Source organism: Enterococcus sp. AMC1623, from assembly GCF_058216495.1.
This window is the reverse complement of sequence record NZ_CM177096.1, coordinates 1,033,726-1,048,384: the sequence shown is the minus strand read 5'-3', so window position 1 is coordinate 1,048,384 and position 14,659 is coordinate 1,033,726. Positions and strand designations below refer to the sequence as shown.

At 35.9% G+C, this 14,659-nt stretch carries 15 protein-coding genes; all 15 read left to right on the top strand.

What is annotated here, in order from left to right:
* Positions 1-49 precede the first annotated feature (49 nt).
* Positions 50-325: a UPF0223 family protein gene (locus AC4BC7_RS05240; protein ID WP_207940831.1), complete on the top strand. Its 276-nt coding sequence runs from the start codon at positions 50-52 to the stop codon at positions 323-325.
* Between the two features lie 5 nt (positions 326-330).
* Positions 331-1,107 carry an inositol monophosphatase family protein gene (locus AC4BC7_RS05235; protein ID WP_490504045.1) on the top strand — a complete coding sequence of 259 codons (777 nt, stop codon included), beginning with the start codon at positions 331-333 and terminating at the stop codon, positions 1,105-1,107.
* A gap of 155 nt (positions 1,108-1,262) precedes the next feature.
* Positions 1,263-3,098 (top strand): translational GTPase TypA, encoded by a 1,836-nt coding sequence (typA, locus tag AC4BC7_RS05230; protein WP_490504044.1) that lies wholly within the window; start codon positions 1,263-1,265, stop codon positions 3,096-3,098.
* A 361-nt stretch (positions 3,099-3,459) separates the two neighbouring features.
* Complete coding sequence (locus AC4BC7_RS05225) at positions 3,460-3,759, top strand: Fpa/YlaN family protein (protein WP_207940828.1); 300 nt, start codon at positions 3,460-3,462, stop codon at positions 3,757-3,759.
* Positions 3,760-3,762: 3 nt separating this feature from the next.
* Positions 3,763-4,929, top strand: a complete 1,167-nt coding sequence (locus AC4BC7_RS05220; protein ID WP_207940827.1) for an FtsW/RodA/SpoVE family cell cycle protein — start codon at positions 3,763-3,765, stop codon at positions 4,927-4,929.
* 26 nt (positions 4,930-4,955) lie between these two features.
* Entirely contained in the window at positions 4,956-8,384 is a 3,429-nt protein-coding gene (locus tag AC4BC7_RS05215; RefSeq protein ID WP_490504043.1) for a pyruvate carboxylase, read from the top strand.
* Between the two features lie 78 nt (positions 8,385-8,462).
* A complete protein-coding gene (locus AC4BC7_RS05210) occupies positions 8,463-9,533 on the top strand; it encodes a CAP-associated domain-containing protein (RefSeq protein ID WP_490504414.1) in 1,071 nt (356 codons plus the stop codon).
* Positions 9,530-9,955, top strand: a complete 426-nt coding sequence (locus AC4BC7_RS05205; protein ID WP_207940824.1) for a YlbF/YmcA family competence regulator — start codon at positions 9,530-9,532, stop codon at positions 9,953-9,955. Before AC4BC7_RS05210 ends, AC4BC7_RS05205 begins: the two co-directional genes overlap by 4 nt.
* Positions 9,945-10,289 (top strand): YlbG family protein, encoded by a 345-nt coding sequence (locus tag AC4BC7_RS05200; protein WP_207940823.1) that lies wholly within the window; start codon positions 9,945-9,947, stop codon positions 10,287-10,289. Before AC4BC7_RS05205 ends, AC4BC7_RS05200 begins: the two co-directional genes overlap by 11 nt.
* 384 nt (positions 10,290-10,673) lie before the next feature.
* Positions 10,674-11,228, top strand: coding sequence for a 16S rRNA (guanine(966)-N(2))-methyltransferase RsmD (gene rsmD, locus AC4BC7_RS05195; RefSeq protein WP_207940822.1), 555 nt, complete (start codon positions 10,674-10,676; stop codon positions 11,226-11,228).
* A 6-nt stretch (positions 11,229-11,234) separates the two neighbouring features.
* The gene (gene coaD, locus AC4BC7_RS05190) at positions 11,235-11,711 is read left to right on the top strand and encodes a pantetheine-phosphate adenylyltransferase (RefSeq protein ID WP_207940821.1); all 477 of its coding nucleotides are present in this window, start codon (positions 11,235-11,237) and stop codon (positions 11,709-11,711) included.
* A 5-nt stretch (positions 11,712-11,716) separates the two neighbouring features.
* Entirely contained in the window at positions 11,717-12,757 is a 1,041-nt protein-coding gene (locus AC4BC7_RS05185) for a SepM family pheromone-processing serine protease (RefSeq protein WP_490504042.1), read from the top strand.
* Positions 12,758-12,873: 116 nt separating this feature from the next.
* Entirely contained in the window at positions 12,874-13,260 is a 387-nt protein-coding gene (locus AC4BC7_RS05180; protein ID WP_207940819.1) for a DUF1149 family protein, read from the top strand.
* Between the two features lie 5 nt (positions 13,261-13,265).
* The gene (locus tag AC4BC7_RS05175) at positions 13,266-13,637 is read left to right on the top strand and encodes a VOC family protein (RefSeq protein WP_207940818.1); all 372 of its coding nucleotides are present in this window, start codon (positions 13,266-13,268) and stop codon (positions 13,635-13,637) included.
* Positions 13,638-13,880: 243 nt separating this feature from the next.
* Positions 13,881-14,615: a metallophosphoesterase family protein gene (locus AC4BC7_RS05170; RefSeq protein ID WP_207940817.1), complete on the top strand. Its 735-nt coding sequence runs from the start codon at positions 13,881-13,883 to the stop codon at positions 14,613-14,615.
* Positions 14,616-14,659: the final 44 nt, after the last annotated feature.

Sequence of the window (14,659 nt, the reverse complement as noted above, 5' to 3'; positions counted from 1 at the left end):
GGATATCTATGATAAACTGAATGAGAAGAGAATAAAGTGAGGGAACTATATGAGAGAGTATCAATATCCTTTGAACCTAGACTGGACCACTGATGAAATGGTCTTAGTCATGAACATGTGGGATGCTTTGGAGCAAGCCTATGAAAAAGGAATACCTACTGAAAAATTTTTAAAGACCCATCAAGCGTTTAAAACAGTTGTTCGCAGTATTGGTGAAGAACGTCGTTTAGGGAGAGAGTTTGAAGAATTATCCGGTTATTCACTGTATCGAACATTGCAAGAAGCAAAAAATAATGCTACTGGTAAATTGAAAATGAAAGGATAACCATCATGCAAATATTAATTAGTGAAATTAAGCATTGGATGACAGAAGCCGGCGAAATGATTAAAACGGCGCTTTTCGATGATGCTTTAACTGTCGATACAAAAAGCGAACGAAAAGATTTAGTAACCAATGTGGATAAAATAGTACAAACTTATTTTGCACAGAAAATTTTAGCTTTTGATCCAAAAGCTAAAATTTTAGGAGAAGAAAATGGACAAGACCATCTGAATAAATGGAATGGTCGAGTGTTTATTATTGATCCAATTGATGGGACAATGAATTTTGTTTTGGAGCGTGAAAATTTTTGTATTATGTTGGCTGTTTACGAAGAAGGTCAAGGAATTTTAGGTTTTATCTATGATGTGATAAAAGGACAACTTCTATGGGGTGGTCGCGATATCGGTGTGTTCTTGAACGAAGAACGTGTGCCTCAACCAGCCAATGTTTCTTTAAAAGACGGTTTATTAGGAATGAATGCAGCAATGTATGCTAGAAACAGTCATAATGCCCAAATTATGGGTGATCGAGCAATGGGCGTACGAATGTCTGGTTGCGCTGGTTTAGAATTAATGGGAATGGCATTAGGGCGTCGAGTTGGCTATGTATCTAATTTAGCACCGTGGGACTATGCTGCTGGTGGCGTGTTAATCGAGGCATTAGGAATGAAAATGAGCCATATTACTGGTAGAAAATTAAAACTAGACGGACGTGAACGATTTTTAGCAGGAACGCCAAGTGCATATGAAGAAATGCTAGCCTTATCGCAACAAAACGATGATTAAGAGATAAAAACTTCAAAGTTAGGTGACGGTAACTTTGAAGTTTTTCTTTTTTTGAAAAAAAACGTTCAACTGAAAACTTTTCACTAGTTTTCAGAAAGATTATTTGTTATAATTACTCGTCAAGTGTAAAGCCAAATTAAAAGGAGCAAATAAAATTGAAACATAGAGAAGATATTAGAAACGTAGCTATTATTGCCCACGTCGACCACGGTAAAACAACATTAGTAGATGAATTATTAAAACAATCCGATACATTGGATGCGCGTACACAATTACAAGAACGTGCAATGGACTCCAATGCCATTGAAAAAGAACGCGGAATCACAATCTTAGCAAAAAATACTGCTGTAGATTATAAAGGAACTCGTATCAACATCATGGATACTCCTGGACACGCGGACTTTGGTGGAGAAGTGGAACGTATCATGAAAATGGTAGACGGTGTAGTATTAGTCGTAGATGCCTACGAAGGAACAATGCCTCAAACACGTTTCGTATTGAAAAAAGCTTTAGAACAACGTGTAACACCAATCGTTGTTGTAAATAAAATCGACAAACCTTCTGCTCGTCCAGAACACGTAGTAGATGAAGTGTTAGAATTATTTATTGAATTAGGCGCAGATGACGATCAATTAGATTTCCCAGTTATTTATGCATCAGCATTAAATGGAACATCTAGTTTATCAGATGACCCTGCCGATCAAGAAAAAACAATGGCACCAATTTTTGATACCATTGTAGAAAACATTCCTGCTCCAGTTGATAACAGTGATGAACCGTTACAATTCCAAGTATCTTTATTAGACTACAATGATTACGTGGGACGTATCGGAATCGGTCGTGTATTCCGTGGAAGAATTAAAGTTGGAGATAGTGTAGCCTTAATGAAATTAGACGGTTCTGTTAAACAATTCCGTGTAACAAAATTATTTGGTTTCTTTGGCTTACAAAAAGTTGAAATTCAAGAAGCACAAGCGGGTGATTTAATTGCCGTTTCTGGTATGGAAGATATCTTCGTAGGGGAAACAGTAACACCAGCTAGCCATCAAGATGCGTTACCAATTTTGCACATTGATGAGCCGACATTACAAATGACATTCTTAGTAAATAACTCTCCTTTTGCTGGTCGTGAAGGTAAATATATCACTTCTCGTAAAATTGAAGAACGTTTAATGTCAGAATTACAAACAGATGTATCTTTGCGTGTTGAACCGATTGGACCTGATTCATGGACTGTTTCTGGTCGTGGTGAATTGCATTTATCAATTTTAATTGAAAATATGCGACGCGAAGGCTATGAATTACAAGTATCACGCCCTGAAGTTATCGAACGTGAAATTGATGGTGTGAAGTGTGAACCATTTGAACGTGTACAAATTGATACACCAGAAGAATATATGGGGTCAGTTATTGAGTCATTAGGTATGCGTAAAGCAGAAATGCAAGATATGATTAATACAGGAAATGGGCAAGTAAGACTTGTCTTCTTAGCACCAGCTCGTGGATTAATTGGTTATACAAATGAATTTTTATCAATGACACGTGGCTATGGAATTATGAACCACACATTCGATCAGTACTTACCAATGATTCCAACTCAAATCGGCGGACGTCATCATGGTGCGTTAGTTTCAATCGATACAGGAAAAGCCACAACGTATTCTATCATGAGTATTGAAGAACGTGGAACTGTCTTTGTTGAACCAACAACGGAAGTATATGAAGGTATGATTGTTGGAGAAAACTCTCGTGAGAATGATTTGACAGTTAATATTACAAAAGCAAAACAAATGACTAACGTTCGTTCGGCTAATAAAGATCAAACGTCAGTAATCAAAAAACCACGTATTTTATCTTTAGAAGAATCTTTAGAATTCTTGAATGATGATGAATATTGTGAAGTAACTCCAGAAAGCATTCGTTTACGTAAACAAATTTTAAACAAGAACGAACGTGAAAAAGCAGCGAAGAAAAAGAAAAAAGCTGAATAATTTTATTAAAAAGAGTCATCGAATAATTTTCGATGGCTTTTTTTGTAAATCTGTGGGAAACTTTAAGAATTAAATAAATAAAAAGTTGATATAGCAATGTTTTGTTTTTTTTAGTTAAAATAGAAAGCGATAGAATGTTTCATATTGTTTGTGTGTTTCACGAACGGAACGTACGTTCATAAAAAAAGCGAATAAATTAAAAAAATATAGTGAATTTTTGTTTGAACTTCTTAAAAAAACAAGATTTATAGAGTTTTTGTTCGTTTTTTTCATTTTTTTGTTAAAACTTCGTGATTTGAAACATCCAATTCTATATAAAGTTGTGCTATAATAATGAAACGAAAGATAGGAGGGAGCGGAAATGGAATCTATTTCTCCAGAACTAGCATTAGAGCTTCTTGTACAAGAAGCGGATCGTATTCGTATGTTAATTCGCAATCAAAAAAATAGCTTATGTATTTCTCAATGTAAAGCTTTTGAAGAAGTTGTAGATACTCAAATGTACGGTTTGTCAAGACAAGTCACATACGCTATTCGCTTGGGAATTGTATCGAATGAAATAGGTCAACAATTATTAAGTGATTTAGAAAAAGATTTGAATCAACTATACAATGAAGTATATGAGGAAACCAGAGCAAATGAAATAGGCAAGGAGGTTTAGAACTTGCCTAAAGAGATAAAAAAACGGCATCTGTTAGACTTAGGCATCCTAATCCCATATCTTATTTTAAGCGTTGTTGGATTAATGATGGTTTACAGTACAACAACCTATGTTATGTTAGAAAGTGGGCAGAATACAACCCGTCAAGCATTGTTACAATTTGCTTTTTGGTTGTTAAGTTTATTTACTATTTTTGTTGTTTACAAAATGAAAACTGATTTTTTAAAAAATAAAAAACTGATACAAATAGTAATGACCATAGTTACTGTATCGTTATTTGTGGTTTTTTTGTTCGATAAGGAAGCGACAAACGGAGCGTATGGATGGATTAAGCTAGGAAGCTTAGGAACCATTCAGCCCGTAGAATTTCTAAAATTTATTGTAATTTGGTTTCTAGCAACTAATTTGGCACAACGACAACAAATGATTCATGAAGATTTTTGGACAAGTGTAAAAGGTTTGCTAGCGGTTATTGGGTTTCAAATTGCTGTTATTCTATTTTACCCTGATTTTGGGAACGCAGCAGTTATTGTATTGTTAGTGATGATTATGTTATTAAGTAGTGGCGTAAATTATCTCTATACATTATATACCGGTATTATTGGCGTAGTAGGCAGTGTTTTAATGGTCACTTTAGTCAATCTTGTCGGAAAATACTTTTTACCAGCACACGTTATTTCTCGTTTTGCAGTTTTCCGTAACCCATTTAGTGATGAGTTTGGAAATGGTCACCAATTAATTCATGGATACTATGCGATGTTTAATGGTGGACTGTTAGGGCGAGGACTTGGTAACAGTATACAGAAAAAAGGATTCCTAAAATTCGCCCACACCGATTTTGCGTTTTCAATTGTTGTGGAAGAATTAGGTCTCATTGTAGCAATCATTATTTTAGGCTTACTATTTTATATGATTGCGCGTATCATATTAATTGGCATTCGTTCGAATGATGCGTTCAATTCTATGATGTGTATAGGAATTGGCTCATTGTTCTTAATTTCAGTATTTATCAACCTAGGTGGAATTACGGGAATTATTCCTTTAACTGGGATTACGTTTCCGTTTATCAGTCAGGGTGGTTCCAGTTTACTGATATTCTCTATCTGTATTGGTTTTGTATTGAATATTAGTGCGGATGAAAAGAAAAAAAATTATCAATTAAATTATTGATATTGAAGTGAAAGAGGAGTGGTTTAATGAAAAAAATTCTTGTTGCTAACCGTGGAGAAATCGCGATTCGAGTATTTCGAGCGTGTGTGGAATTAAAAATAAAAACAGTAGCAATCTATGCAGAGGAAGATGAATATTCTGTTCATCGTTTTAAAGCAGATGAAGCGTATTTAGTCGGTAAAGGCAAACGCCCAATTGATGCTTACTTAGATATTGAAGATATTATTCGTGTTGCAAAAGAATCAGGCGCTGAAGCGATTCATCCAGGTTATGGTTTCTTATCAGAAAACCTAGAATTTTCTAAACGTTGTGAAGAAGAGGGAATTATTTTCATTGGCCCTACACCACATCATTTAGATATTTTTGGTGATAAAATTAAAGCCAAAGAGGCAGCGATTGCAGCAGGTATTCAATCCATTCCTGGGTCAAATGGTCCAGTTGAAACCGTTGAAGGTGTTTTAGAATTCGCCAATAATCATGGCTATCCAGTTATGATTAAAGCAGCTCTTGGCGGAGGCGGACGCGGAATGCGTGTGGCTCATGATGAAAAAGAAGCACGTGATGGTTATGAACGTGCGAAAAGTGAAGCGAAAGCAGCTTTTGGTAGTGATGAAGTATATGTTGAAAAATATATCGGTAATCCAAAGCATATCGAAGTACAAATTTTAGGGGACTCTCATGGAAATGTTGTTCACTTATTTGAGCGCGATTGCTCGGTTCAACGTCGTCACCAAAAAGTTGTAGAAGTTGCTCCATGTGTCTCCTTAAATGATGAACAACGTGCGGCAATCTGTAATGCTGCAGTTCAATTAATGAAACATGTTGATTACGTTAATGCTGGAACAGTAGAATTCTTAGTTGAAGACGATAAATTCTATTTCATCGAAGTAAACCCGCGTGTTCAAGTAGAGCATACAATTACTGAAATGATTACAGACATTGATATCGTAACCACACAAATTTTAATTGCTCAAGGCAAAAACTTACACACAGAAATCGGTATTCCGACTCAAGATAAAATTACTTTTGAAGGTGCAGCCATTCAATGTCGTGTAACTACAGAAGATCCATTAAACGGATTTATGCCAGATACAGGTAAAATTGATACGTATCGTTCACCAGGTGGTTTTGGTGTGCGTTTAGACGTAGGTAATGCGTATGCTGGAGCAGTTGTAACACCGTATTTTGACTCTTTATTAGTAAAAGTCTGTACGCATGGTTCAACATTCCAACAAGCAATTGATAAAATGGAACGTTGCTTGAAAGAATTCCGTATCCGTGGGGTAGAAACAAACATTCCATTTATGCGTAATGTTGTTCGCCACCCACAATTCCGTTCAGGTGATGCAAAAACAATTTTCATCGATACAACACCAGAATTGTTTGAATTCCCACGCACACGTGACCGTGGAAATAAAACAATGAAATATATCGGTGAAATCACAGTGAATGGTTTCCCTGGAATTGAAAAACAAACAAAACGTTTCTTTGATGAACCACGTATGCCTAAAAAATTAGAGCGAGTGGAAAATCTAGTAACTGCTAAAAATATTTTAGATGCAAAAGGTGCAGATGCTGTTGTTGAATGGATTAAAGAACAAAAAAATGTTTTATTAACAGATACAACATTCCGTGATGCGCATCAAAGTTTATTAGCAACGCGTGTTCGTACACATGATTTAGCAAAAATTGCTGGTAAAACAGAAGAAGCAATGCCACAATTATTCTCAAGTGAAATGTGGGGTGGAGCAACATTTGACGTTGCTTATCGTTTCTTAACAGAAGATCCTTGGGAAAGATTACGTATCTTACGTAAGAAAATGCCTAATACGTTATTGCAAATGCTATTCCGTGGTTCAAATGCAGTCGGTTATTCAAATTATCCAGATAATGTCTTAGTTGAATTTATCAATGAAGCAGCACATCAAGGAATTGATGTTTTCCGTATTTTTGATAGCTTAAACTGGATTCCACAAATGGAAAAAAGTATTCAAGCAGTTCGTGATGCAGGTAAGATTGCTGAAGCAACAATTTGTTACACTGGAGACATTAATGATGCTTCTAGACCGAAATATTCATTGCAGTATTATAAAGATATGGCAAAAGAGCTGGAAGCATTAGGTGCACATACGATTGCGATTAAAGATATGGCAGGTTTATTGAAACCACAAGCATCTTATCGATTAATTAGCGAGTTAAAAGATACTGTAGATGTGCCAATTCATTTGCATACACATGATACAAGTGGTAACGGAATTATCACGTATTCTGCAGCAGTAACAGCAGGCGTTGATATTGTCGATGTAGCGATGAGTGCGATGAGTAGCAATACAAGTCAACCAAGCTTGAGTAGTTTATACTATGCTTTAGTTAATGGCAAACGCGTACCGGATATCAATATTGAAAATGTACAAGAATTGAATCATTATTGGGAAGATGTACGTATGTATTATCAACCATTTGAAAATGGCTTGAACGTTCCTCAAACAGAAGTTTATATGCATGAAATGCCTGGTGGACAATATTCTAATTTACAACAACAAGCAAAAGCAGTTGGTTTGGGCGATCGTTGGGATGAAATTAAGAAAATGTACCACAATGTAAATATGATGTTTGGTGATATTGTAAAAGTAACTCCTTCTTCTAAAGTAGTTGGAGATATGGCGCTATTCATGGTTCAAAATAATTTAACAGAAGAAGATATTTATGAAAATGGTGAAACAATTAGCTTCCCAGAATCAGTAATTACTTTCTTCCAAGGTGAATTAGGTCAACCAACTGGCGGCTTCCCAGAAAAATTACAAAAAATTATTATCAAAGACCGTCCTGCTTATACAGACCGTCCGGGTGCTTTAGCAAAACCGGTTGATTTTGAACAAGTAAAAGCAGAACTAGCTGAATTAATCGGCTACGAACCACAACATGATGAAGTATTGAGCTACTTGATGTATCCAGAAATTTTCTTAGCTTATCGCAAAGCTTACGAACAATTTGCTGATATCAAAGTCTTAGATACACCAACCTTCTTTAGTGGTATGCGTACAGGCGAAAAAATCAATGTTGAAATCGAAAAAGGTAAAAACTTGATTATTCGTTTAGATGAGATCGGTGATGCAGATATTGAAGGAAATCGTACGTTGTTCTTTAACTTGAATGGCCAACGTCGTGAAATTTCAGTGAAAGATACTTCAATTAAGAGCACTGTTATTGCTAAGCGCAAAGCTGAGCCAACTAATAAAGAACAAATTGGTGCTACAATGTCTGGTTCGGTTTTACAAGTTTTAGTGAAAAAAGGTGACCAAGTGAAACGTGGAGATACATTGCTAGTTACAGAAGCAATGAAGATGGAAACATCAATTGAAGCACGCTTTGATGGTACAGTTGACCATGTATATGTTACTGAAGGTGAACCAATTTCATCTGGAGATTTATTAATCGAAGTAGCAGAAAAATAACGAAAGGCTGGAATCAGCATGAAACATCGAGGAATATTATTTAGTGTCATTTTCATAGGATGTACATTTCTGTTGTATATGTATCCTGTGTGGTTTCCTCATGTTTCTTCTGATCCGTCTAATAAAAGTGAAATTCGAAGAGATCCACCGGCGACATCTTGGAACTATGAACCAATTGCGACGGATGGGTTTGCCAAATGGATAGGGCAAAAACTAACGGATTTCGAAACGGTTTATGGAGATCCAGAAGAGGTGTATTCTTCTGGATTTTCTTTTGTTATTCATCAATATTTTATAGACGATCAGACATATTTGGAAGTTAACACAGAAGGTAATCGTATTACTAGTATTAAATTTTTAGGAAAAGAAAACACCGATATTGCACCCTTTCAATTTGGTATGACAATGAATGAATTAGCAAAAATTACGATGATTTACCCCAATTTTACGCTTAATCATGACGGGAAGATTATCGCGTTTGAATTGATGGAAGATGATATGAATTATCGACCATTAATCGCTTTTGATAACGGAACTTTCGCAATGTTATTTTTTAGTCAGAAAAAAGGTGAGAGTTCGTTATATAGTGTGATGTACTTGGATAAAGAAACATTATTGCAACTTGAACCGTATCAATTAACTGATGGAGTATCGTCTCGTTTTACTACGGAAGAAGATGCAGATTGGGAGATTATTAATCAAAACAAACAAGAGCAAAGCAAAAACTTATTTCAATTTTTAAGAAATTATGATCGTTTGCCGGAATTTATTTTAGATACTAAAAATCAAATGCTTGGGGAACAAATTTTGGGCTCTTTTTTCTCAAAAACAGAAGATTTCTTAACTACTGAGCGTACCCAGCAATTAAAAAGAATTCAAAGTGGTACCGAAGATGGCCGTTTTACCTTATCTCGCTCTGAAATGGAAGATGTTCTAAAGGAATTTTCAGCAACCACTGCGAGTGTCTATTTAGAATTACCCGTTTATGACCCAACGTTTACTATTTTGACGTGGTATAGCACGCCGTATTTACATACGCGTTTTATGCATCAAGATCCTGAGTCTTTAGGAATTGCCTTTTCAAAAGAGAATGTGGTAGTCTTATTACAGAAATTAGAAAATAAAACAGAGGACAGTGACGCCAATTGATTTACGATGATCAATTTTTTGAAATAGAAGACCAGGTACAAAAATTATTAACGTGTTTGAAACGAAGTCAGACATTTCAAACGTATATTGATAATAAGAAAATTTTATATGAAGATGCAGATGTACAAGGAATAAGAACGGACTTTTTAACTAAAAAAGAATCTTTTGACCGTGTTGCAGCTTATGGAGGGTATGCACCTGATCATCGCGAGAAGCAACGAGCTTTGCGAAAATCAAAGCGTGCATTAGATTTACATCCGCTAGTTGCTGAGTTTCGCTTTTCAGAAACAGAACTGCAAGGAATTTTAGATGAAATGGGTATAAAAATTGCCCATTGTATTTCAGACGATATTAAAGTAGATACAGGAAATCCATTCTTTGAAACAAAATCAAGTTGTGGAGGGAAATGCCATGTCAGTTAACACTGAGGAATTTACGATGCAAAAAAGACGAGGACTGATTGTCTGGGTGTATAGTTTGCGTCAGTTAAAGAACTTAAGACGTTTCGGATTTGTTCATTATGTTTCAAGACGCATGAAATATGTAGTGATGTATGTGAATGAAGAAAATGTTGAAGAGAATCGAGAAAAAATTGAACGCCTTCATTTTGTGCGTAATGTAGACATTTCTCACCGTCCAGATATCGAAATGAACTTCGCCGAAAAAATTGGCACCAAAGCAGCCTTTCAAGTAACCGAAGACAAAGACGATATTGAAGAACGAAATACAACAATTCGCCTAGCCGAAAACGTATAGCAAACAAGGTTGGACTGCAAAGCCCAGCCTATTTGCTGTGAATCACTGCGATTCGCCGACTGTAAGGAGAGCGAGAGCAGCTGATGAACAGCACTAGCAGAGTGAAGCGAGGGTAGTTCCCCTCCTGAATCACTGCGATTCGCCGACTGTAAGGAGAGCGAAAGCAGCTGATGAACAGCACTAGCAGAGTGAAGCGAGGGTAGTTCCCCTCCTGAATCACTGCGATTCGCCGACTGTAAGGAGAGCGAAAGCAGCTGATGAACAGCACTAGCAGAGCGAAGCGAGGGTAGTTCCCCTCCCGAATCACTGCGATTGTCCGACTGTAAGGAGAGCGAGAGCAGCTGATAAATAAAAGAGAATATAGCCGATGAAAGGAACAACCGTATGCGTGTAGTATCAGGAACTTATCGTGGTCGCCGTTTGAAAAGTTTAGATGGTGATAATACACGACCAACCTCTGACAAGGTAAAAGAATCGATTTTTAATATGATTGGTCCGTATTTTGATGGAGGCAAAGTGTTAGATTTATTTGCAGGCAGTGGTGGATTAGCCATTGAAGCAATTTCTAGAGGAATGGAGCACGCTGTTTGTGTTGACCGTAGTTATCCTGCAATGAAAGTGATTCAAGAAAATATTAAAATTACGAAAGAGCCCGAGAAATTTACGACTCTTAAAATGGATGCTAATCAAGCGATACAAAAATTATCTCATGGAGAAAATTCTTTTGATTTGATTTTGTTAGATCCGCCCTATGCAAAACAGCAAATTGTCACGCAATTAGAAAAGATGTTAGATGAAAATCTATTGAATTCAGACTGTTTAGTTGTTTGTGAAACAGATAAGGGTGTTGTTTTGCCAGAGGAACTGCAAACACTTGTCCAAATTAGACATCAGGTGTATGGGATGTCAGCAGTTACTATTTATAGAAATGAGGTCTAAACGAATATGAAAAAAATCGCATTATTTCCAGGAAGTTTTGATCCATTAACGATGGGACATTTAGATACCATTGAGCGAGGGTCTAAAATCTTTGATGAGCTTTATGTGGGGATTTTTGTTAATACCAATAAGCATTCATTTTTTTCAGTAGAAGAAAAAGTGAAATTAGTGAATGATGCAGTAGCACATTTACCAAATGTGACCGTTATTTCTCAAGAAACCGAATTAACAGTCACAACTGCCCAACGCTTAGGCGCGAGTTTTTTATTACGTGGTGTGCGTAATATGAAAGATTATGAATATGAACGTGAAATTATGGAAATGAATCGTCATTTAGACCCAAATTTGGAAACAGTCTTTTTAGTAGCAAAATCTGAATATAGTCATATCAGTTCTAGTTTGATTAAAGAAGTGCTATTATTTGGAGGAGACGTTCAAAAATATCTTCCTAAGAATGTCTATGAAGCGATTAAGAAGCGGTGATTAAAATGAAAAATAGAACCTCTGTCAATTATCTTTTATCTATTGTGGTGGCGTTGACAATTGTGGCAAGTGTCTTTATTCCATTGCCTTATTATATTGAACAGCCCGGCTCGACCATTGATTTAAAAGAACTCGTTACAGTCAACGACCAAAAAGATGATAATCCTGGTTCATTTTCGCTAACGTCAGTAGGGATTCGCCAAGCATCAGTTGTTACAGCAATTAAAGCCAAGTTTGATCCTTTTGAAGATGTCGTTAGTGAAAAAGAACTATTTGGGGAGTCAAGTGGTGCGGAATATGACCGTATTCAACAATATTATATGACTTCATCCCAAAATAATGCGATTGAGCAAGCATTAAAACAAGCGAAACGTCCGTATCATTTCGACTACAAAGGTGTCTATGTGATGGGAATTGAATCCAATTCCAATTTCATCGATAAAATTTCTGTAGGAGACACAGTTACTAAAGTTGATGGTAAAACGTTTAAGAACACCCAAGAATTTATGAGTTATGTTCAAGGGAAAAAAGCCAATGATGAAGTAACGATAACTTATCTTCAAGATGGCGAAGAGAAAGAAGCCACGGCTAAATTAATTACTTTAGAGGCAAATAAAAAAGCTGGGATTGGCATTACTTTAGTCGATCATACAGAAATTCAATCAGATGACAAAATTGATTTCCACGTAGAAAATATTGGAGGTCCTTCTGCGGGATTAATGTTTACTTTAGAAATATATGAACAGTTAGTCGATCAGGATTTGCGTAAAGGGAAAAACATTGCGGGGACTGGAACCATGAATAACGATGGAACCATTGGTCGTATTGGAGGAATCGATAAAAAAGTTGCCAGTGCTAGTAAAGAAGGCGTTGAAATTTTCTTTGCACCTGACGATGAGATTACTGTAGAACAAAAAGCTGCCTATCCCGAATTAAAAACCAACTACGAAGAAGCCGTAGAAGCAATGAAAAAAATTAAATCAGATATGAAAATTGTCCCTGTAAAAACATTACAGGATGCATTAGATTATCTTGAAAAAATGTAAGGGTGAAATCGAAGCAGATATTCTGTTTCGATTTTTTGTTTTCGCAAAAAAGCATAAGATACAAATAGGTTCCTACTTTAAATTATGATATACTTTCGTTAAGGAGCGTGAGAAGTTTGGAAATAAAAAGACAAAAACCAGTAGTTGAAACATATCACTTTGATATGCGTAATCCAGAGCAAGAAGCAGAAACAAAATTAAACGTTGGTTTTGCGCCATTAAAACCACAAGAAAATTATCCAGAAGAAAATACAGTTTTAGGTGCTCGTTTGCAATTTGAAGTGGTCTTCCCAGAGTTTATTATTAGTGGAGCGATTGGACAAATCAATCATATTGTCAATCGTAAAATCACAGGCCCTAATGACCTATCAAAGGTTGAAGCAGATGAATTAGTTGAACCTTTATTTGAAATGCTGCAACGTTTAACATACGAAGTAACAGAAATTGTCACAGATCAACCAGGTATCAAATTAAACTTTAACAATCAAGAAAATGAGGATTGATAGCTATGTTTTCAAATGAGATGCAAGTGATGATTTATGTAGATGATGTTCCCGCAGCAGTTGATTTTTGGACAGAATTGGGATTTATCGTGATTGAAAAACAAGAATTAGACGGAACACTTGTCGTTGAAATTGCAGCGTCAAGTGATGCGCAAACCCATTTTGTTTTATATGATCGTGAATTTATTGAACGTCATTCACCAGAAGTTGCGACAAATTCACCATCAATTATGTTTGTTTCTAATCAAATTGTCGATTTATATAAAAAACTATTATCTATGGATGTTGAAGTTGGCGAATTGATTCAAATGGAAGAACAAATGGTCTTTAATTTTGCAGACCGTGATGGAAATTATTACGCTGTTTCAGGTAAATAAAAAATGATTCATCGTATGTTATTGCGATGAATCATTTTTTTATTTTTGACAATCATTCGCAATAGCACCTGTACGAATGGATTCTTTCATTTCTGCTTTAAATTGTAACCAATAGTGTGTCCATTTCTTCAATGTGCTCACATCCTTATTTTTTAGTATAGCGACTTCCTAAATAAAGCGCAAATAATTATCCATGAATTTGCTTGAAAAAAGGCGTATACTTAAGAAAAGGGGATGAAGAATATGAAACCATATGTTTATGTGATTAGCGATATTCATGGTCAACTTGATTTGTTTAAGAAATTATTAGAAAGCTTTGATCCAGTTCATCATCAACTAGTTTTAATTGGTGACTTAAATGATCGAGGAAAAAAAAGCAAAGAATGTTTTTTATTAGGAAAAGAATTAGTTGAAAAATATGGTGCGATTTATCTTCGAGGGAATCATGAAGAATATTTTTTACAATTTTTGCATGCGCCGGAAGATTGGATGACAGGTTATGTACGTAATGGTGGCAAAGAAACTATTGATAGTTTGCTTCATCCTGGAGCGACAGAGGAGTATTCACCTACGGAAATTGCGATGATGATACGTTCTCGTTACAAAGACTTAGTTGATTTTTTGATGGATCGTCCATTGAGTTTTGAGTGGGGCAAGTATTTATTTGTCCATGCCGGAGTGGATTTAACAAAAAAGGATTGGAAAGAAACCGATCCTCGTGATTTTATTTGGATTCGAGACTCGTTTCATACAGGGAAAAATAATACAGGAAAAACAATTGTCTTTGGTCATACGATCACACCGATGTTACACGGAGATATGAAAACCACAGATTTATGGATTTCTGATCATAAAATCGGAATTGATGGTGGAGCGGTGTTTGGTGGTTCGGTTCATGGAGTGATTTTTGACCAAAAAGGAATTGTTCAAGATATTGAATATCAAAATGTGTCTGGTCCATGGCAACCAGATTTTTAAACGGAGAACGCAGATGGGAACATATCCATCTGTGTTTATTTTAT

Coding starts and splice junctions, on each gene's coding strand:
- AC4BC7_RS05240 (WP_207940831.1), top strand. CDS start 50: ATGAGAGAGTATCAATATCCTTTGAACCTAGACTGGACCACTGATGAA.
- AC4BC7_RS05175 (WP_207940818.1), top strand. CDS start 13,266: ATGTTTTCAAATGAGATGCAAGTGATGATTTATGTAGATGATGTTCCC.
- AC4BC7_RS05215 (WP_490504043.1), top strand. CDS start 4,956: ATGAAAAAAATTCTTGTTGCTAACCGTGGAGAAATCGCGATTCGAGTA.
- AC4BC7_RS05200 (WP_207940823.1), top strand. CDS start 9,945: ATGTCAGTTAACACTGAGGAATTTACGATGCAAAAAAGACGAGGACTG.
- AC4BC7_RS05225 (WP_207940828.1), top strand. CDS start 3,460: ATGGAATCTATTTCTCCAGAACTAGCATTAGAGCTTCTTGTACAAGAA.
- AC4BC7_RS05235 (WP_490504045.1), top strand. CDS start 331: ATGCAAATATTAATTAGTGAAATTAAGCATTGGATGACAGAAGCCGGC.
- rsmD (WP_207940822.1), top strand. CDS start 10,674: ATGCGTGTAGTATCAGGAACTTATCGTGGTCGCCGTTTGAAAAGTTTA.
- AC4BC7_RS05170 (WP_207940817.1), top strand. CDS start 13,881: ATGAAACCATATGTTTATGTGATTAGCGATATTCATGGTCAACTTGAT.
- AC4BC7_RS05210 (WP_490504414.1), top strand. CDS start 8,463: ATGTATCCTGTGTGGTTTCCTCATGTTTCTTCTGATCCGTCTAATAAA.
- coaD (WP_207940821.1), top strand. CDS start 11,235: ATGAAAAAAATCGCATTATTTCCAGGAAGTTTTGATCCATTAACGATG.
- AC4BC7_RS05185 (WP_490504042.1), top strand. CDS start 11,717: ATGAAAAATAGAACCTCTGTCAATTATCTTTTATCTATTGTGGTGGCG.